This window comes from Phaeobacter sp. CAU 1743 (assembly GCF_039839315.1).
In the GTDB taxonomy this organism is placed as follows: Bacteria; Pseudomonadota; Alphaproteobacteria; order Rhodobacterales; family Rhodobacteraceae; genus Phycobacter; species Phycobacter gallaeciensis_A.
Window position 1 is genome coordinate 1 of sequence record NZ_JBDOQR010000051.1, and the last position, 16,843, is coordinate 16,843.

General features: G+C 60.6%; 18 protein-coding genes and 1 tRNA gene. 10 read left to right on the top strand and 9 right to left on the bottom strand.

Annotated elements, in window-relative coordinates; all coding sequences use genetic code 11:
* Positions 1–158 precede the first annotated feature (158 nt).
* Together AAFO90_RS17665 and AAFO90_RS17670 are read left to right on the top strand one after the other, a co-directional pair.
* Positions 159–563 carry a hypothetical protein gene (locus tag AAFO90_RS17665; RefSeq protein WP_347510209.1) on the top strand — a complete coding sequence of 135 codons (405 nt, stop codon included), beginning with the start codon at positions 159–161 and terminating at the stop codon, positions 561–563.
* Between the two features lie 125 nt (positions 564–688).
* Positions 689–2,536 (top strand): M3 family oligoendopeptidase, encoded by a 1,848-nt coding sequence (locus tag AAFO90_RS17670; RefSeq protein WP_347510210.1) that lies wholly within the window; start codon positions 689–691, stop codon positions 2,534–2,536.
* A 98-nt stretch (positions 2,537–2,634) separates the two neighbouring features.
* Here the strand turns inward: AAFO90_RS17670 and AAFO90_RS17675 are convergent, their stop codons facing one another.
* Positions 2,635–2,904, bottom strand: a complete 270-nt coding sequence (locus AAFO90_RS17675) for a DksA/TraR family C4-type zinc finger protein (protein ID WP_347510211.1) — start codon at positions 2,902–2,904, stop codon at positions 2,635–2,637.
* Positions 2,905–3,062: 158 nt separating this feature from the next.
* On the opposite strand from AAFO90_RS17675, the gene AAFO90_RS17680 reads away from it, so the two are divergent.
* On the top strand, positions 3,063–4,235 hold the full coding sequence (locus AAFO90_RS17680) for a membrane dipeptidase (protein ID WP_347510212.1): 1,173 nt from the start codon (positions 3,063–3,065) through the stop codon (positions 4,233–4,235).
* A gap of 593 nt (positions 4,236–4,828) precedes the next feature.
* Entirely contained in the window at positions 4,829–5,419 is a 591-nt protein-coding gene (locus AAFO90_RS17685; protein WP_347510213.1) for a hemerythrin domain-containing protein, read from the top strand.
* A gap of 137 nt (positions 5,420–5,556) precedes the next feature.
* Here AAFO90_RS17685 and rpoH read toward each other — a convergent pair whose 3' ends face one another.
* Positions 5,557–6,453: an RNA polymerase sigma factor RpoH gene (gene rpoH / locus AAFO90_RS17690; protein WP_065272972.1), complete on the bottom strand. Its 897-nt coding sequence runs from the start codon at positions 6,451–6,453 to the stop codon at positions 5,557–5,559.
* A gap of 167 nt (positions 6,454–6,620) precedes the next feature.
* A complete protein-coding gene (locus AAFO90_RS17695; protein WP_347510214.1) occupies positions 6,621–7,655 on the bottom strand; it encodes an RluA family pseudouridine synthase in 1,035 nt (344 codons plus the stop codon).
* Here AAFO90_RS17695 and AAFO90_RS17700 point away from each other — a divergent pair.
* Positions 7,654–7,956 (top strand): DUF6476 family protein, encoded by a 303-nt coding sequence (locus AAFO90_RS17700; protein ID WP_274830087.1) that lies wholly within the window; start codon positions 7,654–7,656, stop codon positions 7,954–7,956. The two genes, AAFO90_RS17695 and AAFO90_RS17700, sit on opposite strands and share 2 nt — an antisense overlap.
* A 33-nt stretch (positions 7,957–7,989) precedes the next feature.
* Here AAFO90_RS17700 and AAFO90_RS17705 read toward each other — a convergent pair whose 3' ends face one another.
* Positions 7,990–8,523 carry a hypothetical protein gene (locus tag AAFO90_RS17705; RefSeq protein ID WP_347510215.1) on the bottom strand — a complete coding sequence of 178 codons (534 nt, stop codon included), beginning with the start codon at positions 8,521–8,523 and terminating at the stop codon, positions 7,990–7,992.
* A 225-nt stretch (positions 8,524–8,748) separates the two neighbouring features.
* Between AAFO90_RS17705 and AAFO90_RS17710 the strand changes: the two genes are divergently transcribed.
* On the top strand, positions 8,749–9,105 hold the full coding sequence (locus AAFO90_RS17710; protein ID WP_274835013.1) for a hypothetical protein: 357 nt from the start codon (positions 8,749–8,751) through the stop codon (positions 9,103–9,105).
* Positions 9,106–9,298: 193 nt separating this feature from the next.
* Here the strand turns inward: AAFO90_RS17710 and AAFO90_RS17715 are convergent.
* Positions 9,299–9,375, bottom strand: a tRNA-His gene (locus tag AAFO90_RS17715).
* 44 nt (positions 9,376–9,419) lie between these two features.
* Positions 9,420–9,902: a GNAT family N-acetyltransferase gene (locus AAFO90_RS17720; RefSeq protein ID WP_065272967.1), complete on the bottom strand. Its 483-nt coding sequence runs from the start codon at positions 9,900–9,902 to the stop codon at positions 9,420–9,422.
* A gap of 104 nt (positions 9,903–10,006) precedes the next feature.
* Between AAFO90_RS17720 and AAFO90_RS17725 the strand changes: the two genes are divergently transcribed.
* On the top strand, positions 10,007–10,195 hold the full coding sequence (locus AAFO90_RS17725; protein WP_347510216.1) for a DUF6324 family protein: 189 nt from the start codon (positions 10,007–10,009) through the stop codon (positions 10,193–10,195).
* Positions 10,196–10,328: 133 nt separating this feature from the next.
* Here the strand turns inward: AAFO90_RS17725 and AAFO90_RS17730 are convergent, their stop codons facing one another.
* Both AAFO90_RS17730 and lepA read right to left on the bottom strand, forming a co-directional pair.
* The gene (locus AAFO90_RS17730) at positions 10,329–10,841 is read right to left on the bottom strand and encodes an MmcB family DNA repair protein (protein WP_347510231.1); all 513 of its coding nucleotides are present in this window, start codon (positions 10,839–10,841) and stop codon (positions 10,329–10,331) included.
* 490 nt (positions 10,842–11,331) lie between these two features.
* Entirely contained in the window at positions 11,332–13,131 is a 1,800-nt protein-coding gene (gene lepA, locus AAFO90_RS17735; RefSeq protein ID WP_347510217.1) for a translation elongation factor 4, read from the bottom strand.
* 95 nt (positions 13,132–13,226) lie between these two features.
* Between lepA and AAFO90_RS17740 the strand changes: the two genes are divergently transcribed.
* From AAFO90_RS17740 to AAFO90_RS17750, 3 genes are all read left to right on the top strand, one after another.
* Complete coding sequence (locus AAFO90_RS17740) at positions 13,227–14,663, top strand: hypothetical protein (RefSeq protein WP_347510218.1); 1,437 nt, start codon at positions 13,227–13,229, stop codon at positions 14,661–14,663.
* 216 nt (positions 14,664–14,879) lie between these two features.
* A complete protein-coding gene (locus AAFO90_RS17745) occupies positions 14,880–15,191 on the top strand; it encodes a hypothetical protein (protein WP_065273772.1) in 312 nt (103 codons plus the stop codon).
* Positions 15,192–15,397: 206 nt separating this feature from the next.
* Entirely contained in the window at positions 15,398–16,378 is a 981-nt protein-coding gene (locus AAFO90_RS17750; RefSeq protein ID WP_347510219.1) for a LysR family transcriptional regulator, read from the top strand.
* 8 nt (positions 16,379–16,386) lie between these two features.
* Here AAFO90_RS17750 and AAFO90_RS17755 read toward each other — a convergent pair whose 3' ends face one another.
* Positions 16,387–16,842, bottom strand: coding sequence for a low molecular weight protein-tyrosine-phosphatase (locus AAFO90_RS17755; RefSeq protein ID WP_065272962.1), 456 nt, complete (start codon positions 16,840–16,842; stop codon positions 16,387–16,389).
* Between the last annotated feature and the right edge of the window lies 1 nt (position 16,843).

The window sequence follows — 16,843 nt, forward strand, 5'->3', positions numbered from 1 at the left end:
GCCCTCACGGGCATGCTGGCTGCGGGTGAGTTCGGTCCAGGCCATCGTGGTCTCCGTTCAGTGTCGTACCCGAACAGAAACACAACCTCCTGAACTCACTCAATTAGTTTCAAATCGGGCTCTTAGGCGCTTTGGCGCCACATCTGGGTTTCAGCGCAATGCGCGCGCCCACCACGACCAAGGGGCATTACGTGCAATCCGCCCCCTACGAAGGCAACACTCTGACCAATGACGCGGATATGTACCGGTTCATGCAGGAACAGCTGGAGGCCCAGCCGGATCTGACGCTGGGCGGACCAACCGTACATTGGCTGAGCGAAGGACTGCAGGAATGCGCCGCCCTGGCCCAGCGCCCCTCTCCGGCGCTACCCTGCATCACCTTCCTTGGCAGCGACGAGCAGATCGTAAACACCGACGCCATCAAGGACCGCATGCAGCGCTGGCCCGGCGGCGAGCTGGATCTGGTTCAGGGCGCCCAGCACGAGGTGGTGATGGAAGGTCCAGCCATCCGCCAGCACACCTTTGACCGCATGTGCGCCCTCTTTGACCAATACCGGGGCTGAACGCCCCCGGCTGATGGGCGGCGCCGCTGATCGCTTGTGATCCCCCGCGCCGCTGCTTAGATGTCAATCGAATGGCACGGCGCGGCTGTGCCTCATCTTTTCACATGACGCTTCAAGGAGGCCCCATGTTTCAACTGCCTTTCCCCGTTCATGACGCCAATGCCGGTGGAGGCTCTGACGCCTTCGGCAATCTGCCCGAATGGGATCTGACCGATCTTTACACCGCTGATGACGCCCCCGAACTGGCACGCGATCTGGATTGGCTGGAGCAGGAATGCAGCGCCTTTGCCGCCGATTACGAAGGCAAGCTGGCCGATCTTGATGCGGCGGGTCTGCTGGACTGCGTTCTGCGCAACGAGAAAATCAACGCCATCGCCGGGCGCCTGATGTCCTATGCGGGCCTGCGTTATTACCAGCTGACCACCGATGCAGACCGCGCCAAATTCCTGTCGGATTGCCAGGAAAAGGTCACCGTCTTCACCACGCCATTGGTCTTCTTCACGCTGGAGATCAACCGTATCGAAGATGACAAGCTGAATGCGCTGTTTGCCGCCAATGCGGATCTCGCACGCTATGAACCCGTCTTCCGCCGCATCCGCGCGATGAAGCCGTACCAGCTGTCGGATGAGTTGGAAAAATTCCTGCACGATCTGGGCGTGGTCGGCGACGCCTGGGAGAAGCTGTTTGACGAAACCATCGCCGGTCTGACCTTCACCGTAGACGGCGAAGAGATGAACATCGAAGGCACGCTGAACTTCCTGACCGACCAAGACCGCAGCAAACGCGAAGCCGCGGCACGCGAACTGGCGCGGGTCTTTGCCGAGAACATCAAGATCTTTGCCCGCGTCCACAACACGCAAGCCAAGGAAAAGGAAATCGTCGACCGCTGGCGCGGCATGCCCTCGGCGCAGATGGGCCGCCATCTGGCCAATGATGTCGAACCCGAGGTGGTCGAGGCCCTGCGCGAAGCCGTCGTAGCCGCCTACCCCAAGCTGTCGCACCGCTATTACGAGCTGAAGCGCAAATGGCTGGGTCTTGACCGTATGGAGGTCTGGGACCGCAACGCGCCGCTGCCGATGGAAGTCTCCCGCACCGTCGGCTGGGACGAGGCCCGCGACATCGTGATGGAAGCCTACGGCGCCTTTGATCCGCGCATGGCCGAAATCGCCGATCCCTTCTTCAACAAGGGCTGGATCGATGCGGGCGTGAAACCCGGCAAGGCGCCGGGCGCCTTTGCCCACCCCACTGTCACCGATGTGCACCCCTATGTGATGCTGAACTACCTTGGCAAACCGCGCGATGTGATGACCCTCGCGCATGAGCTGGGCCATGGCGTGCATCAGGTGCTGGCCGCCGGTCAGGGCGAAATGCTCTCCTCCACCCCGCTGACCTTGGCGGAAACCGCGTCCGTGTTCGGCGAGATGCTGACCTTCCGCAAGATGCTGGAAAAGGCCAAGGACCAGAATGAACGCCGCGTGCTGCTGGCGGGCAAGGTCGAGGACATGATCAACACGGTCGTGCGCCAGATCGCCTTTTATGATTTTGAGTGCAAACTGCACGAGGCGCGCCGCGGCGGAGAACTGACGCCCGATGACATTAACGCGCTCTGGATGTCGGTGCAGGCTGAATCCTTGGGCGAAGCCTTTGATTTCATGGAAGGCTATGAAACCTTCTGGGCCTATATCCCGCATTTCGTCCACTCGCCCTTCTACGTCTATGCCTATGCATTCGGCGACGGGCTGGTGAACGCGCTCTACTCGGTCTACGAGGAAAACCCCGAGGGCTTCCAGGAGAAGTATTTCGACATGCTGAAGGCGGGCGGTTCCAAGCACCACAAGGAGCTTCTGGCGCCCTTCGGCCTTGATGCCTCAGACCCCAAGTTCTGGGACAAGGGCCTGTCGATGATCTCTGGCATGATCGACGAGCTGGAGGCGATGGAGGACTGGATCCTTCACGCGAAACCCTGCGCATGACCCGAGGGGTGGGCGAGAAGCGCCCTCCCCGTGGGGGCGGGTCGTGCGCTGCCCCTGCCACGCAGGGGCATGAGGGCCTCAAAACGCCCCCTCTTCCCTTACTTCAACTGACTGTCCTTCGATCCGCGCCGGTTGATGCCGCCGCGCTGCGCTTTCGCTCCGTCGCGCTCTTCCTGACAATCGATGCATAGCTTCACACCCGGGCGGGCCAGGCGGCGTTTTTCGGGGATATCTTCTTCGCAATCCGCGCAATGGGTCAGGCTTTCGCCCACGGGCTGTTGCTGCGCCTTCATCCGCGCCAGCTCATCACTGATCGAGGCTTCGATCTGCTCGCTCACCGCGCCGTCGCGCGCCCATCCGCCTGCCATATCACGCCCTCCTGCGTCCTGATGCGAAGACCCGCAGCCTAGGCGCCCAGACCGCGCGGGGCAAGCAGCAGCGCTTCCCCGACGTTTTCCTTGCGCCCTGCCCGGACCGCAGTAGCCTGCCAGCAGTTTCTTTGAGCAGATTTTGGGGAGGGTATTAAATGCGAAAACTTGCAAAATGGCTGGGACGGCTGGTGGTCCTGCTGGTCATGGTGGTGGTCGGCGTACTGATCTTTGTGCCGGGCTATATCGAAAATGGCCGCAACGTAGTGGCCGAGCACGATCCCTACCCCGTCAGCGACGAGGCGGCCGAGCTGCACAAGACTCTGCTGATCGGCGATCTGCATGCCGATCCCCTGCTGTGGAAACGCGACCTCACAAAGCGTGGCAACCGGGGTCAGGTCGACATCCCCCGCCTGATCGAAGGCAACGTGGCCTTGCAGGTTTTCACCGCCGTCACCAAATCCCCCGCCGGTCAGAACTATGACCACAATGAAACCGACGCGATGGACAATATCACCCTTCTGGCAGTGGCGCAGATGTGGCCGATCCGCACCTGGGGCTCGCTTTACGAGCGCGCCGTCTATCAGGCGGAAAAACTGCACGGGTTTGAAGAAAAGTCGGACGGAAAGCTGCACATCATCAAATCCGAAGCCGACCTTGATGCGCTGCTGGAACGCAAACTGTCAGGGAAGGCCGTGGTCGGCGGGATCCTTGGTATCGAAGGCGCGCATCCGCTGGAAGGCAACCTCGACAACCTCCAGGGCTTGCAGGATGCCGGGTACCGGCTGGTGGCCCTGCAGCACTTTTTCGACAATGCACTCGGCGGATCGCTGCATGGCGCCAGCAATGCCGGGCTGACCGATTTCGGACGCTCGGTTGTACAAGCCGTGGTGGACCGGGGGCTGATCCTCGATCTCGCCCATTCCAGCCCGCAGGTGGCGCGGGATGTTCTTGAAATGACCGATATTCCACTGGTCGTCTCCCATGGCGGCATTCACAAGGCCTGCCCGGTCAAACGGAATTTCCAGGACGATCTGATGCGGGAAATCGCAGCCAAGGGCGGCGTCATCGGTATCGGCTACTGGAAGGATGCGATCTGCGATGACAGCCCTGCGGGCGTCGCCGCCGCGGTGAAGGCCGGGATTGAGGTCGTTGGCGCGGATCACGTCGCGCTGGGGTCGGATTTCGACGGCTCGGTCGAGACCACATTCGACACCTCGGAACTTGCCGCCCTCACCCATGCCATGCTGCAGGCGGGTCTGACGCCCGAACAGATCCGCAAGGTCGCCGGGGAAAACATGCTACGGGTGATCCGGGCCCGGCTGGACTGATCCACCGCTGCGCCGGAAAAAGACAACTTTGCATCGCGCCGCCCCCTCGCCGGGGCGGCGTTTCCCGTTCTAGCCTGCAGATCTATCTCGCGGATTCAGCCTGCCAGCGCACCCGCGGTCAAATCCCGACAAAACTAATCAAGTATTTGAATTTACACATTTTTCTTGACCCACCCTTCGCTATTGCCTATCGAGGTTTCAAGATCTGCAGCAAGCCAGAATCAAAGGCAGCACGCAAAGCTAGCACTCCAGCGAGGACACCCTACCGGGTCCCAGCCAGACAGCCAGCATCGCCAGCCCCCTGATTTCCAGCCAGCCACACAACGCCAGCACTTCGCCAGCGCAGCTCGATCATCCTTGCCAGCCTTTCGCCAGCCGTTGATCAGGTCGCCCCCAAAAGGTCTTTCAGCTTGCCAGCCACCGCGCCAGCCTTTCGCTGACCGGCCTATGCCTGAACGCTACAGGCATGCACTTGTCCAAAGCTTGCGCGTTTTGCCCCAGATGCATCAGTCTATTCCCACACCGTCGCAACATTAACGGCTGCCCTGAACCAAAAAGCAGACGTCCTTGAATTAGCCTGAGCAAGGCTTTTCATGTCCATCATGACCGATCTTTCAACCCAAACTCTGGATGAGCTCAGCCTCGACGAGGCTGCCCGCCCCAAAGCACCGCCGGTGCCGGAAGCAACGGACGCACACCGTCACCAAGGGCGACAACTGGCGGCAATCCACCGTCACTATCTGATGGAGATGGCGCAAATCGCTGCGGTCCTGGCGCGGATCGAAGCTGGCGACACTCCGCCTGAGCACCTGCAGCAGATCGTCCTTTCACTCGACATGGCAGAGAACCTCCGGGCCTTCGGATCGCTTTGCGGGCACGAATGCCGGGTGCTCAAGTTGCACCACGACATCGAAGGCGCTGACATGTTCCCCCGGATCGAGGCCGCGGGCGGAGGAAAGTTCCGTGAAGTCATCGCCAAATTGAAGGCCGAACACGAGGTGGTTCATGAGTTGATCATCCGCCTTAGTCATGCAGCGCGCACCCTGGCGGAAGATCCAAGCGATGCAAATCTCGCTCAGGCCGCCGCCATATTCCGAAAACTGGAAGAGATCATACGCTCCCACTTTGGCTATGAAGAAACCGAATTGGCGGAGGCTATCGGATATTACCTCCGGTCGATCTGAGGGCACCGTAGAGACGGCACAGGACAATTGACATTGAACGCTATCTGGTCGGCAGGCCAATGCGTGGCATAACAAAAAAGGGCTGCCCGGCGGGCAACCCTTTTCGCATTTCCTGGCCATTCATTCACGGCCTGTCTTCAGGCGCTGGTCAGCATGCCCTTTTCCGAAGCCAGAGCGCGCATCTTGTTCTGCAGCTTCTCAAACGCGCGCACTTCGATCTGGCGGATACGTTCGCGGCTGACGTCATACTGGGTGCTCAGCTCTTCCAGAGTCACCGGTTTGTCCGCAAGACGGCGCTGGGTCAGGATATCCTTTTCCCGGTCATTCAGCACATCCAGCGCCTGCGCCAGCAGCTCGCGGCGCGCTTCCAGCTCGTCCCGTGCCTCGTAATCGCCCGCCTGGTCGGCATCTTCGTCTTCCAGCCAGTCCTGCCACTGCATGGTGCCCTCGCCCTCGCTGCCGACAGTGGCATTGAGCGACGCGTCGCCACCGGACATGCGGCGGTTCATCGAGATGACTTCGGCTTCGGTCACGCCCAGATCGGTCGCGATCTTCTTAACGTTTTCCGGACGCAGATCGCCCTCTTCCAAGGCGCCGATGCGGGCCTTGGCCTTGCGCAGGTTGAAGAACAGTTTCTTCTGGCCCGAGGTGGTGCCCAGTTTCACAAGGCTCCAGGACCGCAGGATATACTCCTGGATCGAGGCGCGGATCCACCACATGGCATAGGTCGCCAGACGGAAACCTTTTTCAGGATCAAAGCGTTTCACCGCCTGCATCAGACCAACGTTCGCCTCCGAGATCACCTCGGCTTGGGGCAGACCGTAACCGCGGTATCCCATGGCGATCTTGGCCGCCAGACGCAGGTGGGAGGTGACCATCTTATGCGCCGCCTTGGTGTCCTGCTCTTCGACCCACCGCTTGGCCAGCATGTATTCTTCTTCCGGCTCCAGCAGCGGGAACTTCCGGATTTCCTGCATATAACGGTTCAGGCCACCTTCCGGTGTCGGTGCAGGCAGGTTTGCATAATTCGCCATTCGGTCTGTCCCTCCCAATGTTTAAGGACTTAACATCAGCGTTGTTGTAGGACGAATATGGGGAAGAGGTTCTTCCGTTTCAAGTCCTACCGATAATCACACCTTATACCGAACCCGCGATCACGGTCTGTAATCTTGATCACAGGCCTCTATCGGCGGCCCATGGCTCACCCTTTTGCGCCGCGCAGCGCCTCCAGAAGGTCCTGCATATCCTGCGGCAAGGGCGCCTCGAACCGTACCGTTTCGCCGCTGACCGGATGGGTAAAGCCCAGAACCGCCGCATGCAGTGCCTGCCGCGGAAAGGCCTGAACAGCCGCAAGCGCCTTTTCGCTCAGCGCCTTAACCGGCAGCTTGCGTTTGCCGCCATAGGTCGGATCACCGATCAGCCCATGACCTGCATGGGCCATATGCACCCGGATCTGATGGGTCCGGCCGGTTTCCAGCCAGCATTCGATCAGCGCCGCCACCGGCGGATTGCCAAAAGGCTCCACGATGCGCGCACGGGTCACCGCGTGGCGACCGCCCTGAAACAGCACCGCCTGACGCTGTCGGTCTGTCTTGTGGCGAGCCAGTTGGGTGGTCAGCTTCAGGATGTTGCCGGTCTCGAAACTGGCGCCTTTGACACCGCGCAGCCGGGGATCGTTGGCATCAGGCACACCATAGCAGACCGCACGGTAATAGCGTTCGACCGTGTGACGTTCGAACTGCGCCGCAAGCCCCTGATGCGCAACATCGGATTTCGCCACCACCAGAAGACCCGAGGTTTCCTTGTCGATGCGATGCACGATACCGGGGCGCTTCACCCCACCGACACCCGAGAGGTTATCGCCGCAATGATGCATTAGCGCGTTGACCAGCGTGCCGGAGGGCGTGCCCGGCGCCGGATGCACCACCATGCCCGCCGGTTTGTTGACGACGATCAGGTCGTCATCCTCGAACACCACATCCAGCGGGATATCCTCGGGGCCAATATGGCTGTCACTGGCTTCCTCGACGGTAACCGCAATCACCGCCCCTGCCTCGACCCGCGCCTTGGGATCGCGCACCACCTGCCCGTCAACGGCCAGCGCGCCCTCGTCAATCAGCCGTGCCAGACGGGTCCGCGATAGGGTTGCCTCCTCTGGCACATCACGTGAAACCGCTTTATCAAGCCGTTTAGGCGGATTTTCCGCGATAACGAATTCTATCCGGCGGCGCTCCATGACAGATCCTTCCAAACCCGAATTGCAAGAAGAGCCGCCGCAGCTGAAGTTCCTGCGCCGACTGGTGACCACGCTGACCGTGGTCATGATTGGCGGGCTTGTAGTGGTAATCTCGCTGCTTGTCATCCGTCTGTCTGCAGACGGGCCCTCGCTTCCAGAAAGCATCACCCTGCCCGACGGCGTGACGGCCGAGGCTGTCACCTTTGGCACCGGCTGGGTGGCGGTGGTGACCCGGGATCAGCGCATCCTGATTCTGGATCCCGAAACCAGTGCGGTCCGGCAGGAAATCGAGCTGAAATAGCCCCCCCCGGCACAGCAAGGCGGGCGGTCTGCATCAGGAACGCAGCAGCACCTTGTTCGATCCCAGCGCCTCGGCAATCTGCACATATTGCGAACGCCGCTCTTCTGCCGCTTCGGCGCTGCGCAACAGGACCGTCTGCGCCTGATCCAAAATGGCGCTGGCCTGCTGATTGACCTGCGCTGCCCGTGCCGGATTGATCGGCGTCAGCGGACGCGTGGTCCGGTCCGAGGGCGACGCCTTGCGCGACGCATAGGCATTCCCCTGCTTCCAATCCCGGTTCTTGCGGGTCAGACGGTGAATATCCCGCGCGGTGTCCCGCAGAACCTGGCGGACCTCCTCGTAATCCGAATCTTCGGGGATTTCGGTCGAAACGCTTTCCAAACGCTCCGCAAGGCAATCCACCCGGTATTCCGCAGCATCGATATCAGCGCAAAAGGCCTTGGCGGCGGAGAGGCTCGTCACCAACTGACGCAGGAACGCCGCCGAGCCGAATTCGCCCGCCGGAACGATGACCGTATAAAGAACCGGCGCTGACTGCGCCAGAACCGGCCCCGCCGTCAGGGCCATCACTGCGGACGCCGCCGCACATCTGCTTAGGAAACTTTGCGTCATCTCACTCAACCCTCGAATACCAATACACCATGCCCCAGCCACCAGAGCAGCAGTGGCCCCGCAAACGGGCCATCGGCAGAAATCATGTTGAAACTGTCCCATTCCCGCGCCGTCGTTGCAAGCGCGGCATAGGTCTGTAAGCTGTTGGGCGAGTATCGTAATGATTTTTCGGAGGCTTCAATGTTTTCCCCCCGCTCTCTGACCGCCCTAGCCGCCCTGATTCTTTTTACCGCCCCCGGACCGCTTGCAGCCCAGGGCGCAAGCGCAGCCCTCAACGAAGCAAAGAGCCGCGCCGCATGTGGTGCAGGGGTTCCGGTCTCCGCACAATACCTGCCGGGTGGGCTTCTCAAGGTCACCTGCCGCGCCTCCAACTCTCAAGCGGTTAGCGAAACGCTGCCCGAAGCGATGCAGGGTACCGGGCTAAGCCCCACCGCCGCAGCCGGAGTGATTCTGAGCAGTGTGATTCTTCTGGTCGTGACCGGTGATGACGAAACCGGCACCACCACGACGACAACCACCACGACCACGGGCGAATAACCGCGCCCGTACCGGTCAGGCGAGCCACAGCAGTGCTGCAACGGGTTCAGATGGATCAGACCAACGCTCACCTGCATGGCATGCGGGTGAGCTGCTGCCGCCAAGCCCTTGTAGCGCCTACAGGTGCTTGGGCGCGCCCATGCATGCGAACTAACCGATCGCAATCAATGCGTTATGTGGAAAAGGGAGAGAATGGTACCGCCTCCCTGGCTTGAACAGGGGACCTCTGGATCCACAATCCAGCGCTCTAACCAACTGAGCTAAGGCGGCACTGGGGGGCGATTTAGCCTAGGTACATACCGAGCGCAAGGGGGTTAAAGCACAGTTTTCCAGCTTTGTTCGATCAAATCCTGTCCGAAGGAATGAACCGGTTTGCTGTCGGCCAGTTCCCAGCCGAATGCAGCATAAAGCGCGCAGGCCGCTTCGTGGCTTTCATGGGTCCAGAGCGTCATATCCTGATAGCCCGCATCACGCGCGAACTGCATGCATTGGGTCAGCAGGCGCTTGCCGATGCCCTTGCCGCGCGCCTCGGGCGTCAGCAGGAACAGGCGCAGCTTGGCGGTGGTATCGCTCAGCCGGACGCAGAAGATCGAGCCAAGCCGCTGGCCGTTTTCCTCTGCGATCCAGCCGCGTTCCCTTTCCGGATCATGATCCGCGCAGAAATCCCGCAGGATCTCGGCCACCAGCGGGCCAAATGTGTCGTCGAACCCTTCGTCCTGCGTGTAAAGGGTCTGGTGCCGCTCCACCAGCCAGGGGCTGTCCTCGGCTTCGAATCGGCGCAAAGTCACTTTTTCCATGGCTTATCTGACCACGATGCCCGCTTGCCTTTCAACAGGCTCCGGGCTAGCAGGATGCCTCAGGCCGTTTATGCGCCGCAGAAGGTCACCCACAGGAGGTCACGATGGGCATCAACAGCGAACGCGATATCGAAGCGAACATGCAGATCGGTCCGACCGATATCGGCATGGTGCGCATTTTCATTGAAGCCGGCGATATTGAGATCCCGATGGATTTCGACCCCGAGGAAGCCGAGGAAATCGCCGACGAAATCCGCGCCGCCGCCCAGGCAGCCCGCGCCGTCAGCGGCTGATTCCGACATGCACTGGCGCCTTTTGACCCACTTGCACCGCCCCGGGCGGTGCCGGGCTCAAGGCTACCAAAGACGCTCCGCACAGCCGGGGTCTTGCGGGCGTGGGAGTGCTCCCCTGCCCTAACAGCTGCCTCTAGGCCGAGTTGTTATCGGCTCCGTCGGCGGCACTGTCGCCGTCCCCTGTCAAAACCCCTTGCTGCCCGAACCGCGGATCGCGCAGGGCCTGCAGCCGCCGCGCGGCGTCCATCGCCAGCTTGTGCGTCATCTTCTTGCGCCGGGCTGCGGCCAACTTCTCTTCCGGCCCCATGCGCACAATCTCGCCATAATAGGCATCGGCGACGATCAGCCCGGTCTCATCCGGCAGGATCTCCACCGGAAAATCCGTGTCCACCGCCCAGAAGTAGCGGTCACACCATTCCAGATAGCCCTGCCATTTGCTGTCTGACTGGAAATCGGCGCGGCTGGATTTGCATTCGATCACCCAAAGCTCGCCCTTGGGTCCCAGCGCCATCAGATCAACGCGCAGGCCGCGTGTGGGCACGAATTCCTCGACCGAGACAAAGCCAAGCGAGCGCAAATACCGCGCCACCCCGCGCGCCAGCCGCTGACCAGGCTGAAACCGCTCCAGATCATCCTCATCCACCATGGCACCAGAAGTGAACAATTCAGGAACAAAATGCAAGCCCGAGGACAGCAAAGGCAAAAACTCTTACCACTTGCCCCTTGCCGCCGCAGCGCCCGCACACTACCTAGGGCCGTGGCGGGTTCTGCCCTTCTTGTGACAGGTAGCATTCCAGTGGCCTTAAGCAATTCCGAGGGAGCTGGCTCTGTTCGGATCCTGGTCCGTTTACCTGGCGCCCACCTGTACATACAGGTCCTCGGGAATCAAAACCGCACGGTTGCCTGGTGGTCCCGCCACTTTTCCTCACCTACGAACGCTGCTTGGGTCTGATCCGGCCCAGTGCGGGATGCATGCCGTCACAAGTACCTGCCGGGTAATTCGGCGCCCTGTCGGCCCATTTCCCCGTCCGTCAGACCACAGCGGCCGACCGCGCAGTTACCCCAGGAACAAAAAGGCGCCACTCCCGCTAAAGGAATGGCGCCCTTGATCTACACGAATTTTTCGCCAGACGGCCTCAGCTATCCATTTTCAATGCCGAGATGAAGGCTTCCTGCGGGATGTCGACCTTGCCGAACTGGCGCATCTTCTTCTTACCCGCTTTCTGCTTATCCAGCAGCTTGCGTTTGCGCGAGGCGTCGCCGCCATAGCATTTCGCGGTCACGTCCTTGCGCAGCGCCGACAGGGTTTCGCGCGCGATCACCTTGCCGCCAATGGCCGCCTGGATCGGGATCTTGAACATGTGGCGCGGGATCAGGTCCTTCAGCTTTTCGCACATGGCACGACCGCGCATCTCGGCGCGGTCCCGGTGCACCATCATCGACAGCGCATCCACCGGCTCGTCATTCACCAGCACCGACATCTTCACCAGGTTGTCCTCGCGGTAGCCGGTCAGGTGATAGTCGAAGGAGGCATAGCCCTTGGTCACCGATTTCAGCCGGTCGTAGAAGTCAAAGACCACCTCGTTCAACGGCAGATCGTAGACCACCATGGCGCGGGTGCCGGCATAGGTCAGGTCTTCCTGAATGCCGCGGCGGTCCTGGCAGAGTTTCAGCACATCGCCGAGGTATTCATCCGGCACAAGGATCGTCGCTTTGATCCGCGGTTCCTCGATGTGATCCACCTTGGACATGTCGGGCATGTCGGCCGGGTTGTGCAGGTCGATCTTCTCGCCGTCCTTCATGTAGACGTGATAGATCACCGACGGCGCCGTGGTGATCAGCTCGATATTGTATTCCCGCTCGATCCGGTCGCGGATCACCTCAAGGTGCAACAGGCCCAGGAAACCGCAGCGGAAACCAAAGCCCAGCGCCGCCGAGGTCTCCATCTCAAAGCTGAAGGAGGCGTCGTTGAGAGCCAGCTTGTCGATGGCGTCGCGCAGGTCTTCGAATTCGGCGCTGTCCACCGGGAAGAGACCGCAGAACACCACCGGCTGCGCCGGTTTGAAGCCCGGCAGAGCCACCTCGCAGCCGTTCCGGTCATTGGTGATGGTGTCGCCGACGCGGGTGTCGCGCACCTGCTTGATTGATGCCGTCAGGAAGCCGATCTCGCCCGGGCCGAGTTCATCCACCACCTGCATGGCAGGGCGGAAGACGCCGATCCGGTCCACATGGTGCAGGGTGTCGTTCGACATGAACTTGACCCGCATTCCTTTCTTCAGGACGCCGTCCATGATGCGCACCAGCACGATCACGCCCAGGTAAGCGTCGTACCAGCTGTCCACCAGCATGGCTTTGAGCGGCGCATCGCGGGTGCCTGCGGGAGCGGGCAGATGCTGTACGATCGCTTCCAGCGTTTCGTGAATGCCCTGCCCGGTCTTGGCCGAGACCTGAATGGCTTCGCTTGCGTCGATGCCAATCACATCCTCGATCTGCTCAGCCACGCGATCGCAATCAGATGCGGGCAGGTCGATCTTGTTCAGCACCGGGACGATCTCGTGATCCGCGTCGATCGCCTGATAGACATTGGCCAGCGTCTGCGCCTCGACCCCTTGGGTGCTGTCAACAACCAGCAGCGAGCCTTCAACCGCGCGCATGGAGCGGGAGACTTCATAAGCAAAGTCGACGTGACCGGGGGTGTCGATGAGGTTGAGAACATAGGTCTCGCCATCGTCGGCCTTGTAGTCGATCCGGACCGTGTTGGCCTTGATGGTGATGCCGCGCTCGCGCTCGATATCCATCGCGTCCAGAAGCTGCTCTTTCATATCGCGCGTCTCGACGGTCCCGGTCTCCTGGATGAGCCGGTCAGCGAGGGTGGATTTGCCATGGTCGATATGGGCGACGATGGAGAAATTGCGGATCTTTGAGAGCTCTGTCATGGTCTGGGGATATGGTGCGGATTCTAAGTTTGGTCAAGCGCGCGCGTGACGCCACCCAGCGATATTTTTAAGGGTGCATGGCAGGAGAGGCGTAATTGCCGCAGATTGAGAACGAAGAGCAGTTGAAAGAGTGGCTTGAAACACAGGACCGGCAGGTCCACGCCGCCATCGCCGCCCGCGCGGCCCTGCGCAGTCTGCCCGCTGTGATGATAGAACCTCACGACTTTACCCAAAGCGCAGAGGCGAAAACCTTTCTTCTGTCCTGTCTGCGTTCTGCATTGACCGCCGCCGTGGTGAGTACTCACCGCTCAATAAGCACTTTCACAGAAGTCATATTTCATTGCTTGAAATTTGCCGATAGGGCACAAAGCGCGACAAAATCGGCAGCCAGTTTGGGTGAGAGCATCATGGAGTTTGGGGCGCTTTCGTCGGCAGACAGCTGCTCCGATGCTTTGAAAAGAGGTCAAGTAATCGAAAGCATCGCGAATTCGGCACATGCAGCAGCACACACCGCTGCGCATTTTGCAGTCTCAACAACGAGCGCATCTCAAACAACTCGTCTGGCAGCTGTTGGCGATACCGATCTCCTTCCCCGCTCCAATAATACTGGATTTGGCACGGGAACTTTCGGCACGGGTTCGTTCGGGAAGCGCCCCGAAAATGATCGGTCGGTACTAGTCAAAACAGTATTCAGGCACGCGCTATGGCCTGATACGACCGCCTCGTCTGCCTTGATATCTTCTTGGAACGCTTTTCTTTCGCGGTTCGACCACCATCCGTCCTGGTCCTTCTGGTGCGACTGGTATCGCGGTATGTTGGCGGGGCAGCCCTTAGATTGGGAGCTCCAAGGCCGCGTTGTCCTGATCGATGAAAAGATCTGGGAGCAAGGCCCCGAAGCGGTCGCCGAAGAGATCGAGCGGATCAAGGGCGAGTTCGCAGCGCAGCGCCCGCAGGAACCACGCTTCCCCGCCTATGAACCCAATGACCTCCGCCCCCTGATCCAGAACCGCATCATTGCAACAGCAAGTCTGCAGGGGCTGGCTGTGCAGATCTCTGGCGCGATTGAGCAGTATCACGCAGACACCGGCGCCAATGCCCTGCCCGAGGCGTTTTCCCCCTTGCAGGACATGCCCGCACTGATGAACGCGATTGCGCAAACGCTTGGGGACATTCGGCAGCCGGAAGATGTCAGTTCCGAAACGGAGCAAGCCCTGCGCGCCGAGATCGGCAGGCTGAACGCCAAGGTCGCGGATCTTGAAGGAAAGCTCTCCGCGCTGAGCGCCGAGATCGAAAGCCTGTCCCGCTCCGAAAAGGGCAAAGTCTTCAGCCTTCTTAGGAACACGGCCCTACTCGGAGGTTTAATCAGCGGACTTTGGGCGATGTCTGGCGACGAGTTGGGCGCTCGCTCGCGCTATGAAAAAATCGTGACCTACACAAATGACATTCGGGCGCTGCTCATGAAGGAAGGTCTGCCGCAGACGCAGGTTGAGACCTCCCTCCACCCACGGACGCGACCTGACAAGGGTAACTAGTGGAGAAATCCCTAATTTTGCTGACTCGGGACGCTACTCGGACAAGGGCCCCGCCCGGTCTTGTGTCCGGGCGGGGCTGTTTCAGGGTCCCGGCAAATTCCCGCGCATGATTTATGGATTATTAACCCCAATTGAAAGCCAGCCAAACCTGCGGCATAGTCGCGCCAGCCGCCTGCCAGCGGCCTTTCTCGAATGACCACTGGACAGGACATGACGATGCGTTTTGTGAGCTCTTTTCTCTGTGCCGCAGCCCTGACGACTGCGTTCAGCGTACCCTCTGTCGACGCAGGCGTCATCGAAAGGGCCTGCCGTCAGTCCGAACGCGGCTATGCAAAGGCCGGGCTGTGCAGCTGCATTCAGAAAGTCGCCAACAAGAGCCTGACCCGTTCGGAGCGCTCCAAGGTGTCGAAGTGGTTTGCCGATCCGCATCAGGCCCAGGTCGTACGCCAGTCCAGCCATCGCGGCGATGAACAGCTTTGGGAACGCTACAAGGAATTTGGCGCCAACGCCGCGCGCGTTTGCGGCTGATACAGCCCCTCTGAAAGGCGTCTATTCAGATCAGCGTTACGACGGTAACACCCCTCTCATGCCTCCATGATGCGCCCCCAATTTTGCGCGGCCCACGGCCCGGCGCAGATGCTGCAGTGCCGCACAGGGGAAAACCGCTCCAATACAACCCTTGACCCCGCATCTTTCTGTCGTTGAGAAAGAAGATGCATATTTGGAGCATATTCATGTTGACGAAGGGTGTTACCCTAAGAGGGCTGGAAGTCTTTGCCGCCCTGGCAAGAACCGGATCCGTGGCGCAGGCTGCGGAAATGACCGGGCTCAGCCAACCCGCAGTCAGCCAGCAATTGCGGAATCTGGAAAAATCATTGTCCTGCGACCTGGTGGACCACAGCCGCCGCCCGATGGTGGTCACCCCGGCAGGGCGCACATTTCTGGCCCGCACCGAGGCGGTGCTTGCAGAGCTGCGTCTGGCGCAAAGCGAGCTGACGGTTGTCGATCTCAGCCACCTGCCCGAACTGTCGATCGGTCTGATCGACGATTTCGACAATGATCTGACCCCGCGGTTGGTGACCATCCTTGCCGAGAGCCTGACCAAATGTCGCTTCAAGATGATCACCGCCTCCAGCCACGACATCATCCGCGCCATGGAAGAGCGCGAGCTGCACATCGCCGTAGCCGCCACCACCGGCGCCCTGCACGAAGGGCTGGTGGAACTGCCTCTGGTACAGGACCCCTTTATTCTGGTGGCCCCAAAGGGGTTCATCGGCTCCTCGGATACTGGCCTTCCGAAGGTCAGCGTGAGCGAGCTGAATACCCTGCCATTCCTGCGCTATGCACGGGACCAATTGATTTCACAGCAAATCGACGCCCATCTGAACCGTCAAAACCTTACCTTTGAAAGCCGGTTCGAGATTGGTTCGCACCTTGCCCTGATGGCCATGGTGGCGCGCCGGATCGGCTGGGCGATCACGACGCCGCTGGGGTATATGCGGGCGGTGCGGTTCCACGATCAGATCGAAGCCTACGCCCTGCCCTTTGGTGCCGCCGGTCGGACCATTTCCCTGTTCAGCGGCAACGACTGGGCGGATCAGGTCCCCCGCGACGTGGCTAAGACCATGCGGCACTTGATCCAGACACAGATGATCGATCCGGCGCTGGTCCGGCTTCCCTGGCTGGCAGGCGCGTTCAAGGTCATCGACAGCTAAGGCCGACGTCAGAGGGCGTGCCCTGCCTCCAGATGGGAGACCAGCCCCCGCGCCGCCTGCTCGATCAGGTCGAGGCAGCCGTCGAAATCCCGCGTATAATAGGGATCGGGCACATGATCCGCGCTGCTGCCCGCAGCAAAGTCGGTGAACAGCACCACGGGCGTGATCTGGTCTGCAGGCCTTTGCGCCTCGATATTGCGCAGGTTGTCACCGTCCATCGCCACGATCAGATCAAAACGCGCAAAATCCTGCGGTTCGAACTGCCGCGCCCGCAAATCCGACAGATCCAGCCCTCGCGCCCGCGCCGCTGCCTGCATCGGCCCGTAGGGCGGCTCTCCCACGTGATAACCCGCCGTGCCCGCGCTATCCGTCTCGGCCTGCTTAAAAAGGTCGCGGAACACCCCTTCAGCTGCCGGCGAGCGGCAAATGTTTCCTAGGCAGACGAACAAAATGCGTTTAGTCATC

What these genes read in the sequence shown, in the direction of transcription:
- AAFO90_RS17730 (WP_347510231.1), bottom strand. Translation starts at nt 10,841, where the DNA reads ATGGTGGATGAGGATGATCTGGAGCGGTTTCAGCCTGGTCAGCGGCTG.
- AAFO90_RS17755 (WP_065272962.1), bottom strand. Translation starts at nt 16,842, where the DNA reads ATGACTAAACGCATTTTGTTCGTCTGCCTAGGAAACATTTGCCGCTCG.
- lepA (WP_347510217.1), bottom strand. Translation starts at nt 13,131, where the DNA reads ATGACAGAGCTCTCAAAGATCCGCAATTTCTCCATCGTCGCCCATATC.
- AAFO90_RS17710 (WP_274835013.1), top strand. Translation starts at nt 8,749, where the DNA reads ATGTTTTCCCCCCGCTCTCTGACCGCCCTAGCCGCCCTGATTCTTTTT.
- AAFO90_RS17705 (WP_347510215.1), bottom strand. Translation starts at nt 8,523, where the DNA reads ATGGCCCTGACGGCGGGGCCGGTTCTGGCGCAGTCAGCGCCGGTTCTT.
- AAFO90_RS17700 (WP_274830087.1), top strand. Translation starts at nt 7,654, where the DNA reads ATGACAGATCCTTCCAAACCCGAATTGCAAGAAGAGCCGCCGCAGCTG.
- AAFO90_RS17665 (WP_347510209.1), top strand. Translation starts at nt 159, where the DNA reads ATGCGCGCGCCCACCACGACCAAGGGGCATTACGTGCAATCCGCCCCC.
- rpoH (WP_065272972.1), bottom strand. Translation starts at nt 6,453, where the DNA reads ATGGCGAATTATGCAAACCTGCCTGCACCGACACCGGAAGGTGGCCTG.
- AAFO90_RS17675 (WP_347510211.1), bottom strand. Translation starts at nt 2,904, where the DNA reads ATGGCAGGCGGATGGGCGCGCGACGGCGCGGTGAGCGAGCAGATCGAA.
- AAFO90_RS17670 (WP_347510210.1), top strand. Translation starts at nt 689, where the DNA reads ATGTTTCAACTGCCTTTCCCCGTTCATGACGCCAATGCCGGTGGAGGC.
- AAFO90_RS17745 (WP_065273772.1), top strand. Translation starts at nt 14,880, where the DNA reads ATGCGTTTTGTGAGCTCTTTTCTCTGTGCCGCAGCCCTGACGACTGCG.
- AAFO90_RS17720 (WP_065272967.1), bottom strand. Translation starts at nt 9,902, where the DNA reads ATGGAAAAAGTGACTTTGCGCCGATTCGAAGCCGAGGACAGCCCCTGG.
- AAFO90_RS17685 (WP_347510213.1), top strand. Translation starts at nt 4,829, where the DNA reads ATGTCCATCATGACCGATCTTTCAACCCAAACTCTGGATGAGCTCAGC.
- AAFO90_RS17695 (WP_347510214.1), bottom strand. Translation starts at nt 7,655, where the DNA reads ATGGAGCGCCGCCGGATAGAATTCGTTATCGCGGAAAATCCGCCTAAA.
- AAFO90_RS17680 (WP_347510212.1), top strand. Translation starts at nt 3,063, where the DNA reads ATGCGAAAACTTGCAAAATGGCTGGGACGGCTGGTGGTCCTGCTGGTC.
- AAFO90_RS17725 (WP_347510216.1), top strand. Translation starts at nt 10,007, where the DNA reads ATGGGCATCAACAGCGAACGCGATATCGAAGCGAACATGCAGATCGGT.
- AAFO90_RS17750 (WP_347510219.1), top strand. Translation starts at nt 15,398, where the DNA reads ATGTTGACGAAGGGTGTTACCCTAAGAGGGCTGGAAGTCTTTGCCGCC.